22 protein-coding genes are annotated in these 23,251 nt (G+C 68.4%); 10 read left to right on the top strand and 12 right to left on the bottom strand.

Annotation, left to right across the window (positions count from 1 at the left end; all coding sequences use genetic code 11):
- The first annotated feature begins 253 nt into the window (after nt 1–253).
- On the top strand, nt 254–1,576 hold the full coding sequence (locus FA702_RS14630; protein WP_136956717.1) for a dihydroorotase: 1,323 nt from the start codon (nt 254–256) through the stop codon (nt 1,574–1,576).
- A gap of 136 nt (nt 1,577–1,712) precedes the next feature.
- Here FA702_RS14630 and rarD read toward each other — a convergent pair whose 3' ends face one another.
- Nucleotides 1,713–2,570: an EamA family transporter RarD gene (gene rarD / locus FA702_RS14635; RefSeq protein WP_136956718.1), complete on the bottom strand. Its 858-nt coding sequence runs from the start codon at nt 2,568–2,570 to the stop codon at nt 1,713–1,715.
- Between the two features lie 193 nt (nt 2,571–2,763).
- On the opposite strand from rarD, the gene FA702_RS14640 reads away from it, so the two are divergent.
- Together FA702_RS14640 and FA702_RS14645 are read left to right on the top strand one after the other, a co-directional pair.
- Nucleotides 2,764–3,198, top strand: coding sequence for a glycine zipper 2TM domain-containing protein (locus FA702_RS14640; RefSeq protein WP_210417549.1), 435 nt, complete (start codon nt 2,764–2,766; stop codon nt 3,196–3,198).
- A gap of 120 nt (nt 3,199–3,318) precedes the next feature.
- On the top strand, nt 3,319–3,552 hold the full coding sequence (locus tag FA702_RS14645) for a hypothetical protein (protein ID WP_136956719.1): 234 nt from the start codon (nt 3,319–3,321) through the stop codon (nt 3,550–3,552).
- 20 nt (nt 3,553–3,572) lie between these two features.
- Here FA702_RS14645 and astD read toward each other — a convergent pair whose 3' ends face one another.
- Nucleotides 3,573–5,003 (bottom strand): succinylglutamate-semialdehyde dehydrogenase, encoded by a 1,431-nt coding sequence (astD, locus tag FA702_RS14650; protein WP_136956720.1) that lies wholly within the window; start codon nt 5,001–5,003, stop codon nt 3,573–3,575.
- A gap of 59 nt (nt 5,004–5,062) precedes the next feature.
- The gene (locus tag FA702_RS14655; protein ID WP_136957446.1) at nt 5,063–6,487 is read right to left on the bottom strand and encodes a protein adenylyltransferase SelO; all 1,425 of its coding nucleotides are present in this window, start codon (nt 6,485–6,487) and stop codon (nt 5,063–5,065) included.
- Between the two features lie 161 nt (nt 6,488–6,648).
- Here FA702_RS14655 and FA702_RS14660 point away from each other — a divergent pair, with 161 nt between their 5' ends.
- From FA702_RS14660 to FA702_RS14680, 5 genes are all read left to right on the top strand, one after another.
- Entirely contained in the window at nt 6,649–7,509 is an 861-nt protein-coding gene (locus FA702_RS14660; protein WP_136956721.1) for an alpha/beta fold hydrolase, read from the top strand.
- Nucleotides 7,506–8,657, top strand: a complete 1,152-nt coding sequence (locus tag FA702_RS14665; RefSeq protein ID WP_136956722.1) for a glycosyltransferase — start codon at nt 7,506–7,508, stop codon at nt 8,655–8,657. The genes FA702_RS14660 and FA702_RS14665 overlap by 4 nt, the downstream gene beginning before the upstream one ends.
- 148 nt (nt 8,658–8,805) lie before the next feature.
- Nucleotides 8,806–9,591 carry a tetratricopeptide repeat protein gene (locus FA702_RS14670; RefSeq protein WP_136956723.1) on the top strand — a complete coding sequence of 262 codons (786 nt, stop codon included), beginning with the start codon at nt 8,806–8,808 and terminating at the stop codon, nt 9,589–9,591.
- 25 nt (nt 9,592–9,616) lie between these two features.
- A complete protein-coding gene (locus FA702_RS14675; protein ID WP_370385477.1) occupies nt 9,617–10,987 on the top strand; it encodes a PQQ-binding-like beta-propeller repeat protein in 1,371 nt (456 codons plus the stop codon).
- Between the two features lie 68 nt (nt 10,988–11,055).
- Nucleotides 11,056–12,432, top strand: a complete 1,377-nt coding sequence (locus tag FA702_RS14680) for an isoprenylcysteine carboxylmethyltransferase family protein (RefSeq protein ID WP_136956724.1) — start codon at nt 11,056–11,058, stop codon at nt 12,430–12,432.
- Nucleotides 12,433–12,436: 4 nt separating this feature from the next.
- Here the strand turns inward: FA702_RS14680 and FA702_RS14685 are convergent, their stop codons facing one another.
- The 3 genes from FA702_RS14685 to FA702_RS14695 all read right to left on the bottom strand — a co-directional run bounded on the left by FA702_RS14685 (nt 12,437) and on the right by FA702_RS14695 (nt 14,953).
- Complete coding sequence (locus FA702_RS14685; RefSeq protein WP_136956725.1) at nt 12,437–12,736, bottom strand: putative quinol monooxygenase; 300 nt, start codon at nt 12,734–12,736, stop codon at nt 12,437–12,439.
- An 18-nt stretch (nt 12,737–12,754) separates the two neighbouring features.
- Nucleotides 12,755–14,128, bottom strand: a complete 1,374-nt coding sequence (locus tag FA702_RS14690) for a glutamate--cysteine ligase (protein WP_136956726.1) — start codon at nt 14,126–14,128, stop codon at nt 12,755–12,757.
- Between the two features lie 75 nt (nt 14,129–14,203).
- Complete coding sequence (locus FA702_RS14695) at nt 14,204–14,953, bottom strand: 16S rRNA (uracil(1498)-N(3))-methyltransferase (RefSeq protein WP_136957448.1); 750 nt, start codon at nt 14,951–14,953, stop codon at nt 14,204–14,206.
- 121 nt (nt 14,954–15,074) lie between these two features.
- Between FA702_RS14695 and ubiA the strand changes: the two genes are divergently transcribed.
- A complete protein-coding gene (ubiA, locus tag FA702_RS14700) occupies nt 15,075–15,992 on the top strand; it encodes a 4-hydroxybenzoate octaprenyltransferase (RefSeq protein ID WP_136956727.1) in 918 nt (305 codons plus the stop codon).
- Here ubiA and FA702_RS14705 read toward each other — a convergent pair.
- Nucleotides 15,983–16,360 carry a VOC family protein gene (locus FA702_RS14705; RefSeq protein ID WP_136956728.1) on the bottom strand — a complete coding sequence of 126 codons (378 nt, stop codon included), beginning with the start codon at nt 16,358–16,360 and terminating at the stop codon, nt 15,983–15,985. The genes ubiA and FA702_RS14705 overlap by 10 nt on opposite strands.
- Nucleotides 16,361–16,454: 94 nt before the next feature.
- Here FA702_RS14705 and soxR point away from each other — a divergent pair, with 94 nt between their 5' ends.
- Nucleotides 16,455–16,901: a redox-sensitive transcriptional activator SoxR gene (gene soxR, locus FA702_RS14710; RefSeq protein WP_136956729.1), complete on the top strand. Its 447-nt coding sequence runs from the start codon at nt 16,455–16,457 to the stop codon at nt 16,899–16,901.
- Between the two features lie 31 nt (nt 16,902–16,932).
- Here the strand turns inward: soxR and FA702_RS14715 are convergent, their stop codons facing one another.
- From FA702_RS14715 to FA702_RS14735, 5 genes are all read right to left on the bottom strand, one after another.
- On the bottom strand, nt 16,933–17,658 hold the full coding sequence (locus FA702_RS14715; RefSeq protein ID WP_136956730.1) for a class I SAM-dependent methyltransferase: 726 nt from the start codon (nt 17,656–17,658) through the stop codon (nt 16,933–16,935).
- Entirely contained in the window at nt 17,658–21,092 is a 3,435-nt protein-coding gene (gene smc, locus FA702_RS14720; RefSeq protein ID WP_136956731.1) for a chromosome segregation protein SMC, read from the bottom strand. Before smc ends, FA702_RS14715 begins: the two co-directional genes overlap by 1 nt.
- Nucleotides 21,093–21,119: 27 nt before the next feature.
- A complete protein-coding gene (locus FA702_RS14725) occupies nt 21,120–21,869 on the bottom strand; it encodes a thioredoxin domain-containing protein (protein ID WP_136956732.1) in 750 nt (249 codons plus the stop codon).
- 95 nt (nt 21,870–21,964) lie between these two features.
- Nucleotides 21,965–22,672 carry a thioredoxin domain-containing protein gene (locus FA702_RS14730; RefSeq protein ID WP_136956733.1) on the bottom strand — a complete coding sequence of 236 codons (708 nt, stop codon included), beginning with the start codon at nt 22,670–22,672 and terminating at the stop codon, nt 21,965–21,967.
- The gene (locus FA702_RS14735; RefSeq protein WP_136957449.1) at nt 22,672–23,250 is read right to left on the bottom strand and encodes a DUF721 domain-containing protein; all 579 of its coding nucleotides are present in this window, start codon (nt 23,248–23,250) and stop codon (nt 22,672–22,674) included. Before FA702_RS14735 ends, FA702_RS14730 begins: the two co-directional genes overlap by 1 nt.
- Between the last annotated feature and the right edge of the window lies 1 nt (nt 23,251).

Below are 23,251 nucleotides of genomic sequence, written 5' to 3' on the forward strand. Positions count from 1 at the left end.
CAGTGACAGGTTTCAGTGTAGGCAGACATGCAAGTGGGGGCTGGAGGATGGCGCGAATTGGTCGTTCCCCGCCAAAGCACGGCGCCCCCTCCAACACCCCCTGTCCTAATCCCCCCACCTATGGCAAAGCAGCGCGCATGACGCCGCCTCCCGCCCGTTCCGCCTCCCGCCACAGGCGCAGCGGCGGGCGGTGGACGGTCTTGCCCTGGACCGTGTCAACTTTGTCAACTTGTTCAGCTTTGGAGTGCCTTCGATGAACGTCGCCCCCGAACTCGTCCTGTCGAACGGCACGGTCCACACGCCGTCCGGGCCGGTCGTCGCGGATGTCGCGGTGCGGGACGGGAAGATCGTGGGCGTGGGGGCGTACCCGGACGCGGCGGAGCGGATCGATTGCACCGGGCTGGATGTGCTGCCCGGCGTGATCGACAGCCAGGTCCACTTCCGCGAACCGGGGCTGGAGCACAAGGAAGACTTGGAAAGCGGCAGCCGCGCCGCGGTGATGGGCGGGGTGACGGCGGTGTTCGAAATGCCGAACACCAATCCCAATACCGATACCGCCGATCGCGTGGCCGACAAGCTTGCCCGCGCGCACCATCGCATGTGGTGCGACCATGCCTTCTATGTCGGCGCCACGGCGGAGAACGCCGAGCATCTGGGCGAGCTGGAGCGCATTCCCGGCACCGCCGGCGTCAAGATCTTCATGGGCGCCTCCACCGGCAGCCTGCTGGTGTCGGAGGATGCCGATCTGGCCCGCGTGCTCGCCCACGGCAGCCGGCGCGTGGCCATCCATGCCGAGGACGAGGCGCGGATGAACGCGCGCAAGGGCCATCGCGTCGAAGGTGATGCCTCCAGCCATCCGGTGTGGCGCGACGATGAAAGCGCGATGCTGGCCACGCAGCGCATCCTGCGGCTGGCGCGCGCGGCGAAGCGGCCGATCCATATCCTGCACGTGACCACGCCCGCCGAGCTGGAGCTGATCGCGCAGCACCGCGACGTGGCGACGTGCGAGGTCACGCCGCAGCACCTCACCCTGCGCGGGGAGGAGGCCTATCCGCGCCTTGGCACCTATGCGCAGATGAACCCGCCGATCCGCTCCGGCGCGCATGTCGACGGGCTGTGGCACTGGCTGCGGCAGGGCGTGCCCGACGTGATCGGGTCCGACCACGCGCCGCACACCATCGAGGAGAAGGCCAAGGTCTATCCCGCCAGCCCCAGCGGCATGCCGGGCGTGCAGACGCTGCTGCCGCTGATGCTCGATCACGTCGCCGCCGGGCGGATGACGCTGGCGCGGCTGATCGACATGACCAGCGCCGGGTCGCAGCGCCTGTTCGGCCTGGTCGGCAAGGGCCGCATCGCCACCGGCTATGACGCCGATTTCTCGGTCGTCGATCTCAAGGCGAAGTGGACGGTGACCGAGGACTGGCTGCAAAGCCGCTGCGGCTGGTCGCCCTACACCGGCATGGAGCTGACCGGGCAGGTGGTGGGGACCATCGTGCGCGGGCACCGCGTGATGTGGGAACGCCAGCTCGCCAATGCGGCGGCGGGCGAAAAGCTGCGCTTCGCGGCGGCGCTGTAGCGTATAGGCCGTCTTTGGCCATACCTCGTCATTGCGAGCGCAGCGAAGCAACCCAGAGTCTCGCGCGCCACCCTGGATTGCTTCGCTGCGCTCGCAATGACGATGCAAAGCGATGCATCTGGCTTAGGCTGACGGTTCAGGCCGGCGCGCGCTGGCGGCGGCGCAGCATGTCCCAGCTGAACAGCGCGATCGCGGTCCAGATCAGCACGAAGCAGGCGAGGCGCACGGGATCGAGCGGCTCGTCGAACACGAAGATGCCTAGCAGGAACGCCAGCGTGGGCGAAAGGAACTGGACGAAGCCCAGCGTCGAAAGGTCCAGCCGCCGCGCCGCCACCGCGAACAGCAGCAGCGGCACCGCCGTCACAACGCCCGAGGCGGCAAGGCCGATGGTGGTGCCGGCGTCTTGGCCCAGGCTCGATCCGGCGGGGCTGTGCGCCTGCCAGGCCACCACGGCGATGGCGGGCAGGTAGAGTACCGAAGTCTCGATCGTCAGCCCCGGCACCGAGCCGACCGGGGTGAGCTTGCGGACCAGGCCGTAGAGCGCGAAGCTGACGGCGAGCGCCAGCGCGATGCCAAGGCCGGCGATGGCCACGGCGGTCCACTGCGTGCGGGTCAGCCGCTCGCCCAGCAGGAGCGTGCCGAGCAGGACGTTGAGCAGCGGGTTTATGTAGTAGCCAAGGCTGGCTGCGAGGACGTGGCCGTTGTTGATAGCGATCACGTAAAGCAGCCAGTTCGCACCGATCAGCAGCGCGCTGGCGCACAGGCGCAGCAGCACCGCGCGGTCGGCCAGCGCCGCGCGTACGTCCGCCGCCTGTCCGCGCGCGGCCACGATCGCCAGGCACAGGGGCAGCGTGAACACCACGCGCCAGCCCACCAGCTCCACCGCCGGCACATGGTGGAGCATGCGGAAGAACAGCGGCAGGAAGCCCCAGATCACGTAGGCGGCAACCGCGAGCATCAGACCGGTGCGATGGTGCGAGGAAGGCTGGGACATGCCGTGCCTCTCGCATTGGCGAGCGCGCCGGCCAAGCACAAAATATTCAACGGCTTGCCGATGTGACGGTTCGTTTCATCCTGTTTCACGAAGTCTGACGGAACGGTTGCCGTCCATTCAGGTCCGTATCGGTAGCGATTTTCGTAACGGCCGGGCGGTTCTCCGCGAAAGGCCGAATGAACAGGAGACCGACATGAGAATCATCACCCGTGCGGCCATTGCCGCCGCTCTCTCCTCCGCCTCCCTGGCGCTTGCCGCGCCGGCTTCGGCCACGGTCATGGCGGTTCCGTCCGCGCCCGCCGCGTCGGTGGCGGATGCGCTGGGCGAAGGCTGGAATCACCGTGATCGCGGCTGGCATGAAGGCTGGCGCGGCGGGGATCGCGGCTATTACCGGGATGCCGGCCGCCGGGATTACTACCGTGGCCCCTCGTGGCGCGGGCGTGACGGACGCTATTATTGCCGCCGTTCGGACGGCACCACCGGCCTGCTCATCGGCGGCGCGGCGGGCGCGCTGATCGGGCGCGGCGTGGCCGGTCGCGGCGATCGCACCGTGGGCACCGTGCTGGGACTCGCCGGCGGCGCGCTGCTGGGGCGGGAGATCGACCGCAGCGGATCGCGCTGCCGCTGAAAACCTGCCGCCTTTCGGGTCGCACCATGGGCAGGGCAGGGGCGCTCCGGCGAAAGGCCGGGGCGCCCTTTCGCGTTCCGGCGAACGCTTCCTTAACCATGGCGGAGGCAAGGCGTGGGAATGGTTCGTCCCTTGCCGTTCATCGCGCTGCTTGCCGCGCCGTTCGCGCTTGCCGCTTGCGCGCAGGACGATGGCCCGCACCGTGCGGATGCCGATGATCCGGTCATGGCCCAGGCGCTGGAAAGCCAGTTGATGGTGGACCCCGATCTGTCGCAGCAGAACCTGCGCAACCAGGCGGTCGTTCCCGGTGGTCCGGTCGATACGGCGCTGGTGCGGTTCGACCGGCACGATTGAGCGCCGGCCGCAGCCCGGCTTCAGTTTTCGCGCAGACCCACGCCCATGCTGGCGCGCGGTTGCTCCATCTCCGCCGATGCCACGGGATAGGCGCAATAGTCCGCCGCGTAATAGGCGCTGGGGCGATGGTTGCCCGACAGGCCAACGCCGCCCATCGGCGCGGATAGCGACGTGCCGTTCGTCGGCCGGTTCCAGTTGATCACCCCGGCGCGGACATTGGCCCAGAACTGGTTGTATTCCTCGGGCGATCCGCCGACGAGCGCGGCGGTAAGGCCAAAGCGCGTGCGGTTCGCTTCCGCGATCGCCTGATCGAAATCATCGACCCGGATCACTTGCAGCAGCGGCCCGAACAGTTCGACATCCGGCCGTTCGGCCATGTCGGTCACGTCGATCATCGCCGGCGACAGGAAGGGCAGGTTTTCGCGCAGCCGCCGCATGTGCAGGATCGGCCGCCCGCCGTTCGACAGCAGATAGACAAAGCTTTCGGTCAGCCCGTCGGCCGCCTCGTTGTCGATGACCGGCCCCATGAACGGTTGCGGCTCATCGAACGGCGCGCCGACGATCAGCCGGCTGCCTAGGCGCTTCATCTCGTCGATCAGCGGTTCGTACAACGATCCCTGCACGATCAGCCGGCGAGCCGAGGTGCAGCGCTGGCCCGACGTGGCGAAGGCGGACTGGATGGCCAGCACCGCCGCATCGGCGATCTTGGGCGTGTTCCACACCACCATCGGGTTGTTTCCGCCCATTTCGAGCGCAAGCATCTTGCCGGGGTTGCCGGCCAGGCGGCGGTTGATGGCGATGCCGGTGTGCGCAGAGCCGGTGAACAGCACGCCATCCACCCCGTCGTGTTCGGCCAGCGCGCGGCCCTGATCCGGGCCGCCGATCAGCAGTTGCACCACGTTTGCGGGAATGCCGGCGCGGTGGAAGCACTGCACCAGCAGTTCGCCGGTGGCCGGGGCCTTTTCCGATGGCTTGAACACCACCGCGTTGCCCGCGATCAGCGCCGGGATGATATGGGCGTTGGGCAGGTGCGCCGGAAGATTGTAAGGCCCCAGCACCGCCATCACCCCATGCGGCTTGTGGCGCAACGCGGCGGTGCCCTGCAGCGCGCCGTCGAACTTGCGCTGGGCAGACCGTTCGCCATAGGCACGCGCCGAGATATCGACCTTGGCGACGACCTTTTCGACTTCCGCGCGGGCTTCCCACAGCGGCTTGCCGGTTTCGCGCGCGATCAGCGCGGCCAGGTTCTCCTGCTCCTTGCGCACTTCGTTGGCGAAGCGCCGGCACAATTCCACGCGGTTGGAAAGCGACAGGGCGGCCCACGTCGACCACGCCTGTCGCGCCCGATCGACGGTCGCGTCCACGTCACCCACCGGCCCGCGCCACAGTTCGGCGCCGGTCGCGGGTTCGCGGGAGACGATCTCGGCATCGTTGCCGGAAGGAGCGGTCATCGGTTCATTCGCTTTTGCTTTATCGGCAACGCTCTAGCAGGAAATTGGTTACCATATTTTCAAGCCGGTCCCGCATGACCGCGCGGGGCTGGCGCGGTGCCCAGCGCTTCCCCCATGCGCCGGACGGCGGCAACCTTGGCGTGCAATGCCCTCCAATCGTCCTTTTCGGCGATCGGTTCCCAGATCGCCTCCACTTCGTCGATCAGCATCGATTGCGGGGCTTCGTCGAACCAGTAGGGGTGATCGTCGACCATCGACCGGTAGGGGCCAAGCGCCTCCTTCAGCGCCGCGCCCGCATCGTCGGCCGCAAACGGTCCGCGCCCGCCGCGATGGGCGAAGAAGAAGGCGTCCGGCCCGATGCCCTGCGCCACCATGGCCGCTTCGCAGGCGCCGATCAGCGCGCTGTCTTCCTCCAGCCCGCGCGGCTCCACGCCAAGCCGCCAGCACCAGCGCCGCGCCATCGCCTGCTGGTAGAGATCGGGAAACCGGTTCAGCGCCGCGATCAGCGGCGGAGCTTCCGAAAGCAGGCGCAGCGCGACGGCCAGCTGTCCGCAGTTCCAGTGGATCGCCTCGGGCTGGCGGCCGAAGGCGTAGAGGCCCGAATGATCGAAATAGGCGGCGGTGAACGCCGGATTCCACGTCGGCAGCCAGCGCCAGGGGCCATAGTCGAAGCTCTCCCCGGTCACGTTCATGTTGTCGGTGTTCAACACGCCATGGACGAAGCCCGCGACCATGTAGCTGGCGGCCATGTCGGCCATGCGTTCGACCACCTGGTGCAGCAGCCGCGCCGCCTTGTTGTCTGGCTCGGGCGCGTCGGGGGGAAGGGCGGGGCCGGGGAAGCTGGCCAGGCAGTAATCGACGAGCTGTTCCATTTCGGCAGGCGCATCGAGCGCTGCCAGCCGCTGGAACGTGCCGAAGCGGATATGGCCGTGGCTGAGCCGGACCAGCACCGCTGCGCGGGTGGGCGAGGGTTCGTCGCCCCGCCACAGCGATTCGCCGGTCTCGATCACGGAGAAAGTGCGGCTGGTCGCCACGCCCAGCGCTTCCAGCATTTCCGTTGCCAGAACCTCGCGCACCGCGCCTTTCAGCGTGAGGCGGCCATCGCCCTGCCGGCTCCAGGGGGTCTGCCCCGAACCCTTGGTGCCAAGGTCCATCAGCCGGCCCCGCCGATCGCGCATCTGCGCGAACAGAAAGCCGCGCCCGTCTCCCAGTTCGGGATTGTAAACGCGGAACTGGTGGCCGTGGTAGCGCAGCGCCAGCGGCTGCGGGAGATTGCCGGGCAATGGCGCGAAGCGGCCGAAATGCGCGATCCATGCTGCATCGTCGAGATCGGCCAGCCCCACGTCCCGCGCCGCGCGATCGTTGCGGAAGCGCAGCGTCGTTCCGGGGAAGTCTGCTGGCGCCACCGGATCGCCCAGCCAGCCGGCCAGCGAAAGGATATGGGGATCAGCGGTGTAGATCGCGTCTTGCGGGTTGGGTTGCATCAAGCGATAGTGGTCTCTGGGCGGTCCGCAGGCAAGCGGGTCCGCTCGCGGACGCGGGATATTGGGCGCGGATACGGGATAATGGTGTTTGAGCCGGGCGGATGTTCGGCTTATGGCGCCGGTCGCGTGGGGGCGTTGAACAAGGAACGGTTTTTCAGGCGATGGCGGATTTCGAGAATCGCAGCTGGTCCAGCCGCGACGGGCTGCGCCTGCATTTCCGGGACTTTCCGGGGCCGGACAACAAGCCGCCGGTGCTTTGCCTGCCGGGCCTGACCCGCAATGCGCGCGATTTCGAGGACGTGGCGGCGCGGCTTGCCGGGCAATGGCGGGTCATCTGCCCGGACATGCGCGGCCGGGGCGACAGCGATTACGCCAAGGATCCGATGACCTACAATCCGGCGCAGTATCTCGATGATGTCGAGCTGCTGCTGGAACAGCACGGCATCGCCCGGTTCGTGGCAGTCGGCACGTCGCTGGGCGGCTTGCTGACGATGCTGCTGGCGGGCCGGGACAACAGCCGGATCGCGGGATTCGTGCTGAACGATATCGGTCCGGAAGTGGAAGAGGCCGGGCTGGAGCGCATCCGCGAATACGTGGGGCAGGGCCGCAATTTCGAAACCTGGATGCACGCCGCGCGCGCGCTTCAGGAAAGCCAGGCCGATGTCTATCCCGATTACGGCGTGTCCGACTGGCTCCGCTATGCCAAGCGCGTGATGGCGCTGGGCAGCGGCGGTCGGATTGCGTTCGACTATGACATGAAGATCGCCGAGCCGTTCGACGCGCCGGCCGGGGCGACGCCGCAGGTGGATATGTGGCCGCTGTTCGATGCGCTGGCGGGGCGTCCCGCCCTGCTGCTGCGCGGCGCCCTGTCGGACATCCTTTCTGCCGGCACCGCGAACCGGATGGTCGCGCGCCACCCGGACATGGAGCTTGTGACGGTCGAGCGCGTCGGCCACGCCCCCACGCTGGACGAACCCGAAGCGGTCGCGGCGATCGACCGGCTGCTCGCCCGGGTCTCATGAGCGACGGCGGCAGGCGGCGCCTGCACCTTCTGCACCTGCATTCGACCTTCGGTGCGGGCGGCAAGGAGCGCCGCAGCGTGGCGCTGATCAACCGTTTCGGCCCCGCCATCGATCACAGCATCGTTTCGGCCGAACCCGGCGCGATGGGCGCGATGGCGCATATCGCCAAGGGCATTTCCGCGCATTCCCCGTTCGGCTTTCCGCGGCTGGCCGGTCGGTTCGGCGTGCGCCGGCTGCAGACGCTGGCCCGCGCGATGCGGGGTTTCGACCTGATCCTGACCTACAATTGGGGCGCGATGGACGCGGTGATGGCCCACGCGCTGTTCGGCCCCGCGATGGGGCTGGCGCCGCTGGTGCACCACGAAGACGGGTTCAATGCCGATGAGGCGGAGAAGCTGAAGCCCGCGCGCAACTGGTATCGCCGCGTGGCGCTGGCCCGCGCGAGCGCGCTGGTGGTGCCGTCGCGCCAGCTGGAAGGCGTGGCGCTGCAGGCGTGGCACCAGCCCTCCGGCAAGGTGCACCGCATTCCCAACGGCATCGATACCGCCGCCTATGGCCGCAAGCCCAGGCCCGATGCGCTGCCGCGCGTGGTCAAGCGGCCCGGCGAAAAATGGGTCGGCACGCTCGCGGGCCTGCGCCCGGTGAAGAACCTGCGCCGGCTGGTGCGCGCCTTTCGCGCCTTGCCGCCCGAATGGCAGCTGGTGATCGTGGGCGAAGGGCCGGACCGCGAGGCGATCATGGCGGAGGCGGTCGCGCTGGAAGTGGGTCATCGCGTTCACCTGCCGGGGCATGTGGACGATCCGGCGCGGGCGGTCGGCCTGTTCGATATCTTCGCGCTTTCGTCCGACAGCGAGCAGTTCCCGCTGTCCGTGGTGGAGGCGATGGCGGCGGGCTTGCCCATCGCCAGCCCCGCCGTGGGGGACGTGCGGGACATAGTTTCAGACGAGAATCGCGATTTCATCACGCCGCCGGGCGACGAAGCCGCGCTGGAAGCGACGCTGGCCGCCTTCGCCTGGGACGAGGGGCTGCGCCGCCGGATCGGGGCGTCCAACCAGGTCCGCGCCCGCGCGGAATTCGACGAGACGGCGATGGTCGCGCGCTATGCCGCGCTCTATGGCGGCGTGCTCGGCCTTGCGCAGTTTCCTTGATGCGCGCCTTACGATGGCCATGATTACCAAGTGTTTCCCGCTTCACCGGGGGTTCACCCACGGGATTCCAGAATCATTCCCGTTGAAAAGGCGGGTCTATCCGCTAAACACCCGGCACTTCCGTTAACTGTCCGCCGAAAGCGCAGCCTTGGCCCTTCGTCCTACCCGTCCGCAGTCCCGCTCCGATCAGCTTGCCGAACGCAAGGCCGCGCAAGGCGATGTGTTCCTGCGCGAAGTCGATGATGCGCTGCGCGAGGACCAGGTGTTCGACGCGCTGCGCCGCTATGGCAAGCCGGTGGGCGCGCTGGTGGTGGCGGGGTTGGTCGGCCTGGCCGGCTGGCTGTGGTACGATTATCACAAGGCCACGGTCGCGGGCGAACAGGGCGAACGGATGACGATCGCGCTCGACCAGCTCGAAGCCGGCCGGGTGCAGACCAGCAGCGACAGCATGGCGCCGCTCGTCAAGGATGGCGGGCCGGGCTATCGCGCCGCCGCGCAACTGACGCAGGCCGGCATCGCCGCCCAGCAGAACAAGACCGACGATGCCGCAAAGCTGCTCGCCGCCGTCGCCGCGGACCAGAGCGCGCCGCAGGCCTACCGCGATCTCGCCACGATCCGCGAAGTGGCGATCACCATGGACAAGCTGCCGCCGGAAAAGGTGGTGGAACGGCTCAAGCCCCTGGCCGTGCCGGGCAACGCCTGGTTCGGCAGCGCGGGCGAACTGCTCGGCTTCGCCTACCTGAAGCAGGGCAAGAACGATCTGGCCGGGCCGCTGTTCGCGGCGATGGCCAAGGACAAGACCGTTCCGGCCTCGATCCGGGAACGCGCGCGCCAGTTGGCCGGCACGCTGGGCGTGGATACCATCGATGATCCGAAAGCTCTGATTGCGCAGGGCCAAGCACAGCAGGGGCCGGCCGACGCCGGCGCCCAGTAACACCAGTTTGACGGGGATGACGGGGATGATGCGCAATCCGGTGCAGGAACATGGCGGTATTGCCGCGCGCCGCCGGCTGGTTCGCCGCGCGGGCATGGCCGGGGTGATCGCCCTGGCGGTCGCGGTCAGCGGGTGTGCGGGCAAAAACAAGGTCAAGACCACGCCGACGGTGGGGCAGCGCGTGCCGATCCTGTCGCGGATCGAGGCGGGCACCAAGGTCGATACCGCGATTTCGGGGATGCAGGTGGTGCTGCCGCCGGCCGAAGTGAACACGGAATGGGCGCAGGGCGGCGGCACGGCCAGCAAGTCCTATGGCCATCTCGCGCTCGGTGCCACGCCCCAGCGCCTGTGGACCGCCAACATCGCCGGTTCCTCGGTCAAGCAGCGGCTGGCCGCCTCGCCGGTGATCGGCGATGGCAAGCTGTTTGTGATGGACACCGAAGGCGTGGTCCGCGCGATGGACGCCAATACCGGCAAGGAACTGTGGCGGGCCAGCTTCAAGCTGCCCGAGAACAGCGGTTCCGTGTTCGGCGGCGGTGCTTCGTACAACGAGGGCCGCGTCTATGTGACGACGGGCCTGGGCGAAGTTGCTGCGCTTGATGCCAAGGACGGCGCGATCAAGTGGCGCGTCAAGCCGGCCGGGCCGCTGCGCGGCTCGCCCACGGTCAGCTTCGGCGCGGTTTATGTGATGACGCAGGACAACCAGATCGTCGCGCTCAATATCGAGGACGGCGCGCTGCTCTGGAACGAATCCGCCTCGGTCGCGCAGACCGGCGTGTTCGGCGTGGCCGCGCCGGCTGCCGGGCAGGGCACGATCGTCGCGGGCTACAGCTCGGGCGAACTGGTCGCCTACCGTTACGAGAACGGCCGCCAGCTCTGGTCCGATGCGCTGGCGCGCACCAGCATCGCCACTAGCGTTTCGACGCTGACCGACATCGACGCCGACCCGATCATCGAGCGTGGCCGCGTCTATGCGCTGGGGCAGGGCGGGCGCATGGCCGCCTACGAACTCGTCACCGGGCAGCGCGTGTGGGAACTCAACCTCGCGGGCATTTCCACCCCGGCCATCGCCGGAGAATGGATCTTCACGCTGACCGACGAAGCCAAGCTGCTGTGCATCGCCAAGGGTACCGGCAAGGTGCGCTGGCTGACCCAGCTCCGCCGCTGGGGCAGCGAGAAGAAGAAGAGCAATCCGATCTTCTGGACCGGCCCGGTGCTGGCGGGTGACCGCCTGTGGGTCGCCAATTCGCGCGGCGAGGTGTTCACGCAATCGGTCACCGACGGGAAGGCGAGCGAATGGGGCAAGGTTTCCGGCGCGGTATCGCTGCCGCCGGTGGTCGCCAACCAGACGCTCTATATCCTGGACAACAACGGCCGCATCACGGCGTTTCGCTGATCGGGCGTGAGGCTGGCCAAGGCCGGCCTTTACGCTTTGCTCATGCTTGAACGCTAAACCTGCCGCGCATGAGCGCGCACGGTTCCGTGGCCGAAACACGGCCCCAAGCCCCTTTCGTTCCGGCTAGCCGGCCGGACAGCGATGTGTCCGTTGGCGTCGGCCTGTCGGGGCTTGCCGGTCTGGCGTTCTGGGTGCTGGTCTGCCGCAACTGGCCCGCCATCGTCGACATGTTCGGCCTGCCGGGGCCGCGCGAACCGATGGTGGGGCCGTCCGCCGCGCTTCTCGCGCTGCTTTTCTCGGGCACGCCGATGGTCCTCTATTCGCTGCTGGTCGACAAGGTCCACCGCCGCGCCTCCACCGGGATCGACTGGTCCAGCCCGCGCCCCTTGCGCGAGGTGATGGACATTGCGATCACCAAGCTGGCCGGGCTGTGGGCGACGTGGACGCTGATCGGCTTCGTCTATTGCCTGGGGCGCTGGTACTGGCGCGGGCAGTACCTGTTCGCGATGGACGTGCTGGAAACCACAGCCCCGCTGCTGTTTCTGGCCTCCGTCCCCTATGTGCTGTGGCTCGATCGCGTGCTGGTGAACCCGCGCGACGGCGCCTGGCATTTCGGCGCGATGCTGATGGGGCGCGAACCCTATGCACGCGAGGAAGTCTATCACCACTTGCGCGCCTGGACGGTGAAGGGCTTCTTCTGCGCCTTCATGATCTCGATCCTGCCCGGCGGGTTCGCCGCCGTGGTGCGGGCGGACTGGTCGCTGGCGGCCCACGATCCGGTGCGTATCGCCGGCATGACGATCGAGACGATGTTCATGGTCGACGTGCAGATCGCCATGGTCGGCTATCTGCTGACGATGAAGCCGCTGGATGCGCAGATCCGCACCGCGAACCCCTATCTCGGCGGCTGGCTTTCCGCGCTGATCTGCTATCCGCCGTTCATCCTGATGGGCGGTGGCGACGTGCTGGACTATCGCGCCAACGGGGCCGAGTGGGACTTCTGGCTGCAGGGCCACACCGCGCTATTGTGGATCTGGGGGGCGGCGCTGGTGCTGCTGACCGCGGCCTATGCATGGGCGACCGTGGCGTTCGGCCTGCGCTTTTCCAACCTCACCTGGCGCGGCGTGCTCACCAACGGGCCTTACGCCATCACCCGCCATCCTGCCTATGTGTCCAAGAACGCCTACTGGTGGCTGGCCTCGCTGCCGTTCCTGACCGTAAACCATTCGATGACCGACGCGGTGCGCAACACGGTCACGCTGGGGCTGGTCAGCGCGGTCTATTACTGGCGCGCCAAGACCGAGGAGAAGCACCTGCTCGCCTCGGACCCCAAGTACCGCGCCTATCACGCGTGGATGGACGAGCACGGCCTGCTGACCAGCGCGTTCAACCGTCTGCGCCGGCGCGTGATGCCGGCACGGGTAGAGCTTCAGCCGGCGGAATAACTGCTTAGACGGCCACGCCCTCGTCGGTTTCGAAGATGCGGATGTCGCGGTCCGAAAGGCCGAGTTCGGCGCGTTCCTGCGCCCAGGCCGCCATGTGCGCGGTCTTGAAATGGGCGTCGAGCGCGGCGCGATCGCGCCACTTTTCGCTGACGCGAATCACTTCGGGATCGGCCACGTCGCGCGAATAGGCATAGAGGATGCAGCCGTCCTCTTCCCGCGTGGCGGCGATCACCTTTGCCATCATGGGCAGCGCTTTGTCGAAGTTCGCCGCCGGCAGGCGGAAACTGCCCATGACCAGAATCATCGCTCTTGTCCTTCCGATTCAGAAGCTTTTGACGGCGTAGACCTTGGAAACGTCGCCGCCCCATTCGCCGTGGTAGAGATCGAGCAGCCGTTCGGCCGGAGTCTTGCCGGTGCTGACGATCTCGTCGAGCGGGAGCAGGTAGCCCGTTTCGTTGTCGCCGGCGGCGTTGAGGCGGTTGCGCGCCGAAAGCCCGGCGCGCGCGATGCGCAGCACTTCGCCGGCGATGTCGCGCAACGTGCCGCCGCCCGGAAGGGGCGCGTCCAGACCCAGCTTGGGCACGCTGGAGCGCAGGCGCTCGCGCCCGTCCATGTCCCAGTCCTTCACCAGATCCCAGGCCGCGTCGAGCGCGGTCTGGTCATAGAGCAGGCCCACCCACAGCGCCGGCAGCGCGCAGATGCGGCTCCACGGGCCACCATCGGCGCCGCGCATTTCGAGGAAGCTCTTGAGCCGCACTTCGGGGAAGGCCGTGGAAAGATGGTCGATCCAGTCCGACTTCAGCGGCTTTTCGCCGGGCAGCGCGGGCAGCTTGCCATCCAGGAAATCGCGGAACGACTGGCCGGCGGCGTCGATATACTTGCCGTCGCGGAACACGAAGTACATCGGCACGTCGAGCATGTAGTCGACATAGCGTTCGTAGCCGAAGCCATCCTCGAACACGAACGGCAGCATCCCCGTGCGCGCCGGGTCGGTATCCGACCAGATGTGGCTGCGGTACGAGAGGAACCCGTTGGGCTTGCCTTCGAGGAACGGCGAATTGGCGAACAGCGCGGTCGCCAGCGGTTGCAGGGCCAGGCTGACGCGGAACTTCTGCACCATGTCCGCCTCGCTCGCGTAGTCGAGGTTGGTCTGGATGGTGCAGGTGCGCAGCATCATGTCGAGGCCCATCGATCCGACGCGCGGCATGTGCCGCAGCATGATCTCATAGCGGCCCTTGGGCATGATCGGCAGGTCTTCGCGGCGCTTGTCGGGCCACAGGCCAAGGCCGAGATAGCCGATGCCGAGCTTGTCGCCGATGGCCTTCACCTGCGCCAGGTGGCGGCCGGTTTCTGCGCAGGTTTCGTGCAGGTTCTCCAGCGGCGCGCCTGAGAGTTCCAACTGCCCTGCCGGCTCCAGGCTGACCGTGCCGTCGGCACCGCCCATGGCGATCACGTTGCCGCCTTCGATGATGGGCTCCCAGCCGTATTCGGTCAGCGCCATCAGCAGGTCGCGGATGCCGCCCTGTTCCGCATAGGAAGGGGCGTGATAATCCCGCGTGCTATAGACGAACTTCTCGTGCTCGGTGCCGATCCGCCAGTTTTCGCGTGGTTTTTCACCGCGCTGCATGGGGGCCACGAGCTGCTCGCGGCTTTCGATGACGGGATCGTTGCTATTTGAAACTTGCCGCGTGCTCATGCGCGTTCCGTTAGTGCCTGCAAGGCCTTCTGGCCAGCGCGAAATCGGAAATACACTATCCCGGAAATGGAAGGCTCAGCCGGTCCAGTCGCCGGAAATTCCCATCCACAGCGCGGTAGCCGCGATGGCCGCGGTTTCCCCCCGCAGGATGCGCGGGCCAAGCGATATGGGCACGGCGGCGGGATGGGCGCGGATCAGTGCGCGCTCGGCATCGTCGAATCCGCCTTCCGGGCCGATGAGCAGCCCCGCCGGGCCGGTGTGCGCGGCAAAGGCGGCGGCGGCCGGCGCGCCGCCGGTTTCGTCGGCGAAGAACAGGGTGCGGCTTTCCGGCCAGTCGCGCACCAGCGCCTCCAGCTTCGCCGGATCGGCCAGCGCGGGCAGCGCGGTGCGCGCGCATTGTTCGGCCGCCTCGGTCACGATGGCGCGGGCGCGTTCGGGGTTGAGCTTGTCCGCCACGCAGCGCCGGGTGATCGTCGGGCGGATCGTGCCGACCCCCAGTTCGGTCGCCTTTTCGAGCACGAGGTCGAAGTTCGGTTTCTTGAGCAGCGCGGGGCACAGCCAGAAATCGGGCACCGCTTCGCGCGTGCGCAGGCGCCGTTCGACCGTCAGCGTCACATCGCGCTTGCCCGCGACATTGACTGTGGCGAGCCATTCGCCGGTCACGTCATCGCACAGGATCACCGCATCGCCCGGCGCTACGCGCATGACCTTGGCGAGATAGTGCGCCTGCCCGCCGTCGAGCGGCAGGGTCATGCCTTCGGACAGGGGCATTTCGACGAACAGGCGCGGCGCGCTGCGTGGGGGCCAGGCGGGGGTGGCGGGCATCATGGCTCCTTATCGTCGCAAGCATCTTTCGTCATCCCCGCGAAAGCGGGGATCTCGTGCCTCGATGCCACCGACCGAGATCCCCGCTTTCCCGGGAAGGACGAGGTGCTATAGCGTCGCCATGACCTCCGCACAGATCGTTCCCGATAGCGAACTTCGCGGCCTCGTTGCGCATCTGCCGCCGGGCTTGCGCGATTTCGCGCTGCTGGCGCGGTTCGACCGGCCGATTGGCTGGTGGCTGCTGTTCTGGCCCTGCGCCTGGGGCGTGCTGCTGGCGGGGGGAGCCGCGCGCTGGCCGATCGTGCTGTGGCTGCTGCTCGGCTCGATCGCGATGCGCGCGGCGGGGTGCGTCTATAACGACATCGTCGATGCCGATCTCGACCGGCAGGTGGCGCGCACGGCGGCGCGGCCGGTGGCGAGCGGGCGTGTTTCGACGAAGGCGGCGTGGGTCTGGCTGCTGGCGCTGTGCGGGGTGGGGCTGGTGGTCCTGCTGCAACTGCGCTGGCAGGCGCAGGCGGTGGCGCTGGGCAGCCTGGCGCTGGTGGCGGCCTATCCGTTCATGAAGCGGATCACCGGCTGGCCGCAGGCGTGGCTGGGGCTGGTCTTCACCTGGGGCGCACCGGTCGGCTGGGTGGAAGTGGCCGGGTTCGACCGGCTGGGTGGGCTGGGCCTGCTTTATGCCGGATGTTGGGCCTGGTGCATGGGCTACGACACGATCTATGCCTGCCAGGATCGCGAGGACGATGCGCTCGTGGGCGTGGGATCGAGCGCGCTGTCGCTGGGCCGGCACGTGAAGGCGGGCGTGGGCGCGCTCTATGCCATGGCGGTGGCGTGCTGGTGCGGCGCGGTGTGGCTGGTGCGGCCCGATCCCGTGGCCCTGCTGGCCCTGCTGCCCGTGGCGGCGCATCTCGCCTGGCAGGCCGGGACGCTGCGGCCGGATGACGGCGACAGCGCCCTGGCGCGGTTCCGCTCGAACCGCTTTGCCGGCCTGCTCATGGCGGCGGCCTGCCTCGTGGTGGGTGCGGCTGGTCAGGTGTAGCTGACCACTTCGAATTCGATGCCGTCCCAATCGAAGAAGTAGAACCGCCGGCCGGGTTCGTAATCCGCATGGTTGAAGGGCACGAGTCCGGCCTCGATGACGGTGCGTTCCGCCGCGTCCAGATCATCCACCAGCAGCCCGATGTGGTTGAGCGGCAGGCCCTTGGCGAAGCGCATCGGCCGCTTCTCGTCGGGCGTCCACAGCGCGAGATAGTCGGTATCGGCACTGCCGACGTGGATGGTCCAGCCGCCCAGTTGCGAAGGGCCGCGCCAGCGTTCCTCCCACCCGCACAGCCGGGCCAGGAAGGCAGCCATGCGTTCGGGATCGCTGACGGTGATGTTGATGTGTTCAAGGCGGGCGGGCTGCATCGTTTTGTGTCCTTTCGGGGATGGTTGCGAATCGATGCTCGTGACGATGCAATCTCAAGCTGACTTGAGGTCAAGCAGCGATTAGGCTGTCTGCATGAACCGCAACGACCTGATCCCGATCGGCGCGCTGGCGCGGCGTACCGGCCTCGCCGTGTCCGCCATCCGCTATTACGAGCAGCGCGGGCTGATCGAATCGGTGCGCAGCAGCGGCAACCAGCGGCGATTCCTGCGCTCCGACATCCGGCGGCTGAGCTTCATCCTGATCGCGCAGAAGCTGGGGCTGGGCCTGGCCGAGATCGAGCGCGAACTGGCCGCGCTGCCGCAGGGGCGCACGCCCAACGCGCGCGACTGGGCGCGGATCAGCCGTTCGCTGCGCGGCGAGATCGACCGCCGCATCGCCACGCTGGAGCGCACGCGCGAAAAGCTGGACGCCTGCATCGGCTGTGGCTGTCTGAGTCTGGCGCGCTGCCGCCTCTACAACCCGGAGGACCGTGCCGGGGAGCAAGGAAGCGGGCCGCGCTACGTGCTGGATGACGGCTGATTGGCTGGCGCGATGGGGACGGTTCGAGCGCCTAGAGGGGCTTGTGTCCGAAGGCCATCGTTGCGCAACCGAAGAACGCCCTGCGATAGCTGGCTATAAGACCCGCCCCTTCCAACATGCCGGTGAATTGCCGGCAATTCCCGAATTGTGTGCTGTAGGTACCGATCATCGCGAAATCTTGGGCGCCACGCAGGAATATGCGTTCAATTGCCGGGAGCACGGTCTTCAGGTGGAAAAGGTACAGCGGCCGCAGCAACCAGCCCCTCGGATCCGACGCCTCGATGAACGCGAACCGTCCACCGGGTTTCAGCACCCGCGCGGTCAGCGCGGCAAGACGGCGGTGCTGGGCGGGCGAGAAGGTCTTGAGGCCGAACGTGGACGCCACGAAGTCCGCGCTGGCATCGGGCAGATCGCTGGCCAGCACGTCATCCTCGATGAAGGCGATCCGGTCCGAGCGCATCGCATGGAGCCGCTCCATCGCCAACGTGTGCATGCCCGAGGAGATGTCGACCGCGACGATCTGTTCGATTTCCGGATTCGCCCCCAGCAGGTGCGGCCAGACTTCGCCCGTGCCTGACATGAAATCATAGCCCGTTGCCGCGCCCCGCGGCAAAGCCAGCGCGGCGACGCATTGTCGCCGCCAGCGTTCCGTGAAGCCGAGCGAACAGACGAAACTGAACGCGATGTAGCGGCGCGAGCAGCGGTCGAACACCGCTTTGACGAAGGCCGGATCGTAAATGTCCGGCACGTCTTCCATCAGGCCGTCGCCAGCAATTCCTCGGCCGCGCCAAGATCCACGCTGACCAGCCGCGAGACGCCCTTTTCGACCATGGTTACGCCGAACAGGCGGTGCATTCGGCTCATCGTGACCGCGTTGTGGGTGACGATGAGGTAGCGGGTCTGGGTTTCGCTGACCATCGCGTCGAGCATGTCGCAGAAGCGTTCGACGTTGGCGTCGTCGAGCGGGGCGTCCACTTCGTCGAGCACGCAGATCGGCGCGGGGTTGGTGAGGAACAGCGCGAAGATCAGCGCCACGGCGGTCAGCGCCTGTTCGCCGCCCGACAGCAGCGTCAGCGATTGCAGGCGCTTGCCCGGCGGCTGGGCGAAGATTTCGAGGCCCGCTTCCAGCGGATCATCGCTGTCCACCAGCGCCAGATGCGCCTCGCCGCCGCCGAACAGGCGCGAAAACAGGTGGCGGAAGTGGCCGTCCACCGCCTCGAACGCGGCGCGCAGGCGTTCGCGCCCCTCGCGGTTGAGATTGCCGATCGATCCGCGCAGGCGGTGCACCGCCTCGGTCAGTTCGGCCTGTTCGGTGATGCTGGCGCCGTGGCGGTCCTCAGCCTCGGCCAGTTCGTCGGCGGCGAGCAGGTTGACCGGGCCGATGCGTTCGCGTTCGGCGATCAGCAGATCGTGCCGCGTGGTTTCCTCGGCCGCGTTGCCGATATCGCCAGAGGCGAAGTCGAAGCGTTCGGGCAGCAGCGGTGGCGGGCACTGGAATCGTTCGCCCGAAAGGCTGGCCATTTCCTGCCGGCGTGTGTCGTCGCTCTCGGCGCGAGCCACCGCGCCGGCGCGCCGTTCGCGCGCGGCGGCGAGCGTTTCGTTGGCCGCGCCCAGCGCCGCGTCGGCGGCCTTCGCGGCGGCATCCGCACCAGTCAGTGCGGCTTCGGCCAGCGCCAGTTCCTGGCCCAGCCGCGTGCGGATCGATTCGGCATCCTCGATCTCGCGCAGCAAGGCGGCGGGCCGCGCGGCGCTGATCGCGCGTTCGCGTTCCACCTCCTCGCGCCGGCCCGCCATGTCCGCCAGCCGCTTTGCCGCGTCGCTGGCGCGTGCCTGCCAGTTGCGGATGTCCGCCCGGTGCGTGCCCAGCCGCTCGCGCCCGACGGCAAGTCCCTGCTCCAGCGCGGCGATGGCCGCCGAAGCCGTCTGCAGAGCCGCCCGCGCGGCATCGTTGCGCGTCCGCGCCGCTTCGACGGCGGCACGCCCGGCAGCGGGATCGGGCAGGGCCGCGCGCTTGGCCTCGGCGCTGGCCAGCTCGGTTGCGCCATCGGCCTGGCGCTCGGCCAGCTCGGCGAGCGCGCGATCGAGTTCTGCGCGGCGGGCTTCCGCGCGGGCGCGGGCGGCTTCGGCCTGGTCCAGCGCGCGCAGCGCCGCGCGCTCGGCATCCGCAGCCGCGGTCATGGTGCGTTCGGCCGTGCCCAGCCGGGCTTGCGCGTCGGCCAGCGCCGCGCGCGCCGTCTCGGCAGCTGCTTCCGCTTCGCTCACTGCATCGCGCAGCGCGGGCAGCCGCGCGGCGAGGTCGATCAGCCGGTTCTCCGCTTCCAGCGTGGCCGCTTCGGCCGCGCCTTCGCCGCGCGCGACAAAGCCGTCCCAGCGCCGCAGGTATCCGGTGCGCGTCACCAGCCATTCGCCGGGGGCAAGCGCCTGCCCCTCGTCGCGATCGACCACGCGCACCAGCCCGAAGCGCGCCGCCAGTTCGGGCGGGCACTGCGGCACATGGTGCAGCAGCGAATAGGGCAGCGCGGCATCGACTTGCGCGCCGGTCCAGAAGCGCCCGTCGGCATCCGCCGGGGCGGGGCCTACCGGCGCGCCGGCATCGCGCCCCAGCACGGCGGCGACGGCGCGCTCGAAGCCCGGCGCCACGCGCAGCGCGGCCAGCGCGGTGGTGCCGTGCCCGCCGGCGGCCTGGCGTTCGCGCGCGGCCTTGTCGCGGGCGAGGGCATCGTGTTCGCGCTCCACCCCGGCGAGTTCGGCGCGCGCGGCGGCGAGCGCGCTGCCGGCGTGATCGCGTTCGGCGGTCAGGTTTTCGCGCAGCGCCAGCAGCTCCGTCCGCTCCGCTTGCGCCGTGGCGAGCGCGGCGGCTGCTTCGGCGCGCCGGGCCTCTGCCGCCGCGATCTGCGCGCCGGGATCGCCCTCGCGCGCCAGTTGATCGACCTGCTGCCGCAGCCGCGCCGCTTCGGCGTCGTGCCGTTCGCACAGCTGGCGGGCCGCCGTGACGGCCGCTTCCGCCACGCGCCAGTCGGCATCGATTCCGGCCTGTTCGGCCACGCGCTGCGCCAGCGTGACTTCGGCGGAACGCGCGGCGCGATCGGCATCGTCCTGCGCGGCGGCAAGGCGCGGCCGCTGGGCCTCGTCCGCCGCGAGCGTTGCTTCGGCGGCGGCAATGTCGTCTTCCAGCCGGGTGAGCGCTTCGGCCGCGTCCTCGGTCATGCGGTCGGCGTGGGTACGATCGTCGTCCAGCCGCTGCAGCTGCCGGTCAAGGTCGGCCAGCCGTTGCTCGGCCGCCTCCAGCTGGGTGGTCAGCGAGGCCATGCGCTGGCCATGTGCCGACGCGTCCTGCCGGCGATCGAACAGATCGTCGCGCGCTTCGGCCAGCGCGGCGGCGGCGGCATGTTGCGCCAGCTGGGCCGCGCGCGCGGCGGCCTGCGCGCTGACGACGGCCTCCTCGCTGGCCTTCGCTTCCCGCCGCGCCGCGTCCGCCGCGTCCGCCGCATCGCGCCAGCGGGCAAAGACCATGCGCGCCTCGGCCACGCGGATGCGTTCGCTCACCGCCTTGTAGCGATCGGCGGCGCGGGCCTGCCGGCGCAGCGTGGCGATCTGGCCTTCCAGCCCGGCGAGCAGGTCCACCAGCCGTTCAAGATTGGTTTCGGTGGCGCGCAGCTTCTGTTCGGCATCGCGCCGGCGGACGTGGAGGCCGGCGATCCCCGCCGCTTCCTCCAGCATCATGCGCCGTTCGGCGGGGCGCGCGGCGATCACCGCCGCGATGCGGCCCTGGCTGACCAGCGCCGGGCTGTGCGCGCCGGTGGCGGCATCGGCGAAGACCAGCGCCACGTCCTTGGCGCGCACGTCCTTGCCGTTGACGCGATAGGCGCTGCCCGCGCCGCGTTCGATCCGGCGCACCACTTCCAGCTCGTCGCCGAACGGACCGGAGGGATCGGTCGTGGCGGTCAGCGTCACTTCGGCGAAGGCGCGCGCCGGGCGCTGGGTGGTGCCGGCGAAGATCACGTCTTCCATGCCGCCACCGCGCATCGACCGGGCCGAGCTTTCACCCATGACCCAGCGGATTGCTTCCAGCAGGTTCGATTTTCCGCAACCGTTGGGGCCGACAATACCCGTCAACCCCGGTTCGATCCGGAGTTCAGCAGGTTCCACAAAGCTCTTGAAGCCGGTCAGCTTCAAGCGCCTGAATTCCATCGGCCCCCCTTCTGCGCGCGCTCCCCTTTAGCGCGCGCCAGCCTTTTGTAGCAGCGGTTCCAGTTCCTGCCAGCTTGCAACTTCCAGATTCTTGCCGTTCAGGACGAATGTGGGCGTCCCGGTGACGTTGAAGTCCTTGGTCGCCTTGTCGGTGCGATTGGCCAGCTCGGTGGCCTTGGTGGTGTCGGACAGGCACTTGGAGGCCTGATCGGCCGCGATGCCGCGCGCGGCGAAGAAGTCGGTCATGCCGCCAAGCTGGGCGATGCCGGCGAAGCGCTGGGCCGGCGGCTGTTCCGCCAGAGACTTGAAGCGGGCCTCGTCCTTCTGGAGATTGGTGAACATGTTGGGCTGCCAGTCCCAGAATTGTTCGCTGAGCGGGATCACCGCCTCGGGCGAACCGCAGGTGGCGAGCAGCGCCGCCGGCACGTCGAGCGCGTTGAGCATGAACAGGCGCAGCTCGTAGCTCACCCGGCCGCTGGCGACGTAATCGTCCTTCAGCTTGGGAAAGCCTTCCTTGGAGAAGGCGGCGCAGTGCGAACAGCTTAGCGCGCCGAATTCGATCAGCTTGAGCGGCGCTTGCGGGTTGCCCATCAGGTAGCCGCCATCGGGCGTGGCGGAGATCATGTCGGTCCACGCCTTGCCGGCCGGCGGCGCGATCTTGGCGATCGGCGCGGCGGCTTCGGCGCCGACGCCGACCTCGTCCTTCTTGCCGCAAGCGGAAAGGCCCAGCACGAGCGGCAGGGCAAGCAGGAGAAGGCGGGCGCGGGTAGGTTTCATGAATGCTGTTCCCGGGATTGGAAGGGTCGCTGAAAGGAAGGGCTAGCCGATCCGCGCGCCGGATTGAAGCCGGATTGAAGCGCGCGCGGGGCGGATCAGTGCAGGCGGGCTTCGATCTGCGGCTTCAGAGCCTCCCAAGTGTAGGTGCCCGAAAGCGGCACGCCGTTCAGCACGAAGCTGGGCGTACCGGTGACGAAATCCTTGTCCATCGCGTCCTGCGTGCCCTTGGCCAGCTTGTCGGCCAGGGCCTTGTTGGCAAGGCAGCGATCAATGGCGGGCCTGTCGAAGCCATGTGCCGCCATGATTTCGTAGAAATGGAAATCGCTGGCGATGGCGCGGGTGCGGCTGGCGAAATCGCCGGCGGTCCAGCGCTGCCGCTGGGCGGCGTTGGCGGAGACCATGGGGCCGATCCAGTCGGCCTGCCGGCCCAGAAAGGCGTTGTGCAGAGTGACGAATTTCGACGGCGGTCCGCAATGCGTCAGCAAGGCCACGGTCATGTCCACTGGATCGCGCACGAAGCTGCGGATCTCGACCGAACCCTTGCCGTTGCCGATGAAGCCGATCTGGAGCTGCGCGAGCGATTCATGATGGAATTCGGCGCAGTGCGGGCAGGTATAGCTGATGTATTCCACCAGCTTCACCGGCGCGGCGGGGTTGCCCAGGATGTGGCTTTCGGTGGCCGTGCGGGTGACGATGGTGGTCGGCGCGCGCGTCGTGGTCGGCAGGCGCCCCGCGGCGGTGAGTGTCGCCAGCCCGGCCACAGCCAGCGCCAGCATGCCCAGCGTCCGCAAGATCAATCGCATCACTGTGTCTTTTCCCCGTCCTGATTGCCGTCCGAAGTGTTCCCGCCCAGGTTGCGCGCCAGCGATTCCAGCACGGCGCGCAGTTCCGGATCGCCGATGTCGCGCAGCGATTCCCCCAGCTCCATGGGAATGGGCTTCAGCGAAGGCGGCGCGGTCCGCGCGCCGTCATTCCCGCGCGGCGTCTGAACCTGACCTTGCCGGATCTTGACGCGCGCCACCGCGCGATAGCCGAAGAACCGGTTCACCCGCTCGATGATCTCCGGAATGACGTGCTGGATCAGCGGCGCGTGCGCGGGCGTGACGACAAGCTGGAGAATGCCATCGGCTTTTTCGCCGGGCGGGAAGCGGATCGATTCGGGCGCGCAGTGCCGGGCATGGTGCGATCCCACAATCTCGGGCCAGCGCGTGACCACCGAACTCTGCACGAAGCCGAAGCGGCGGAAGGCGGTGCGCCCGATCGCGGGCATCAGGTCGGCGATCTGCCGCGCTTCCCCGCCGCGCGCGCGCTCGAACGGCTTGCCGGCTTTTTGGCCGGTCTTTTGCGGGGCGTTCCGGGGCTTTCCTGCTTCGCGTTCCATA

This window comes from Novosphingobium sp. EMRT-2, from assembly GCF_005145025.1.
Taxonomy (GTDB): Bacteria; Pseudomonadota; Alphaproteobacteria; order Sphingomonadales; family Sphingomonadaceae; genus Novosphingobium.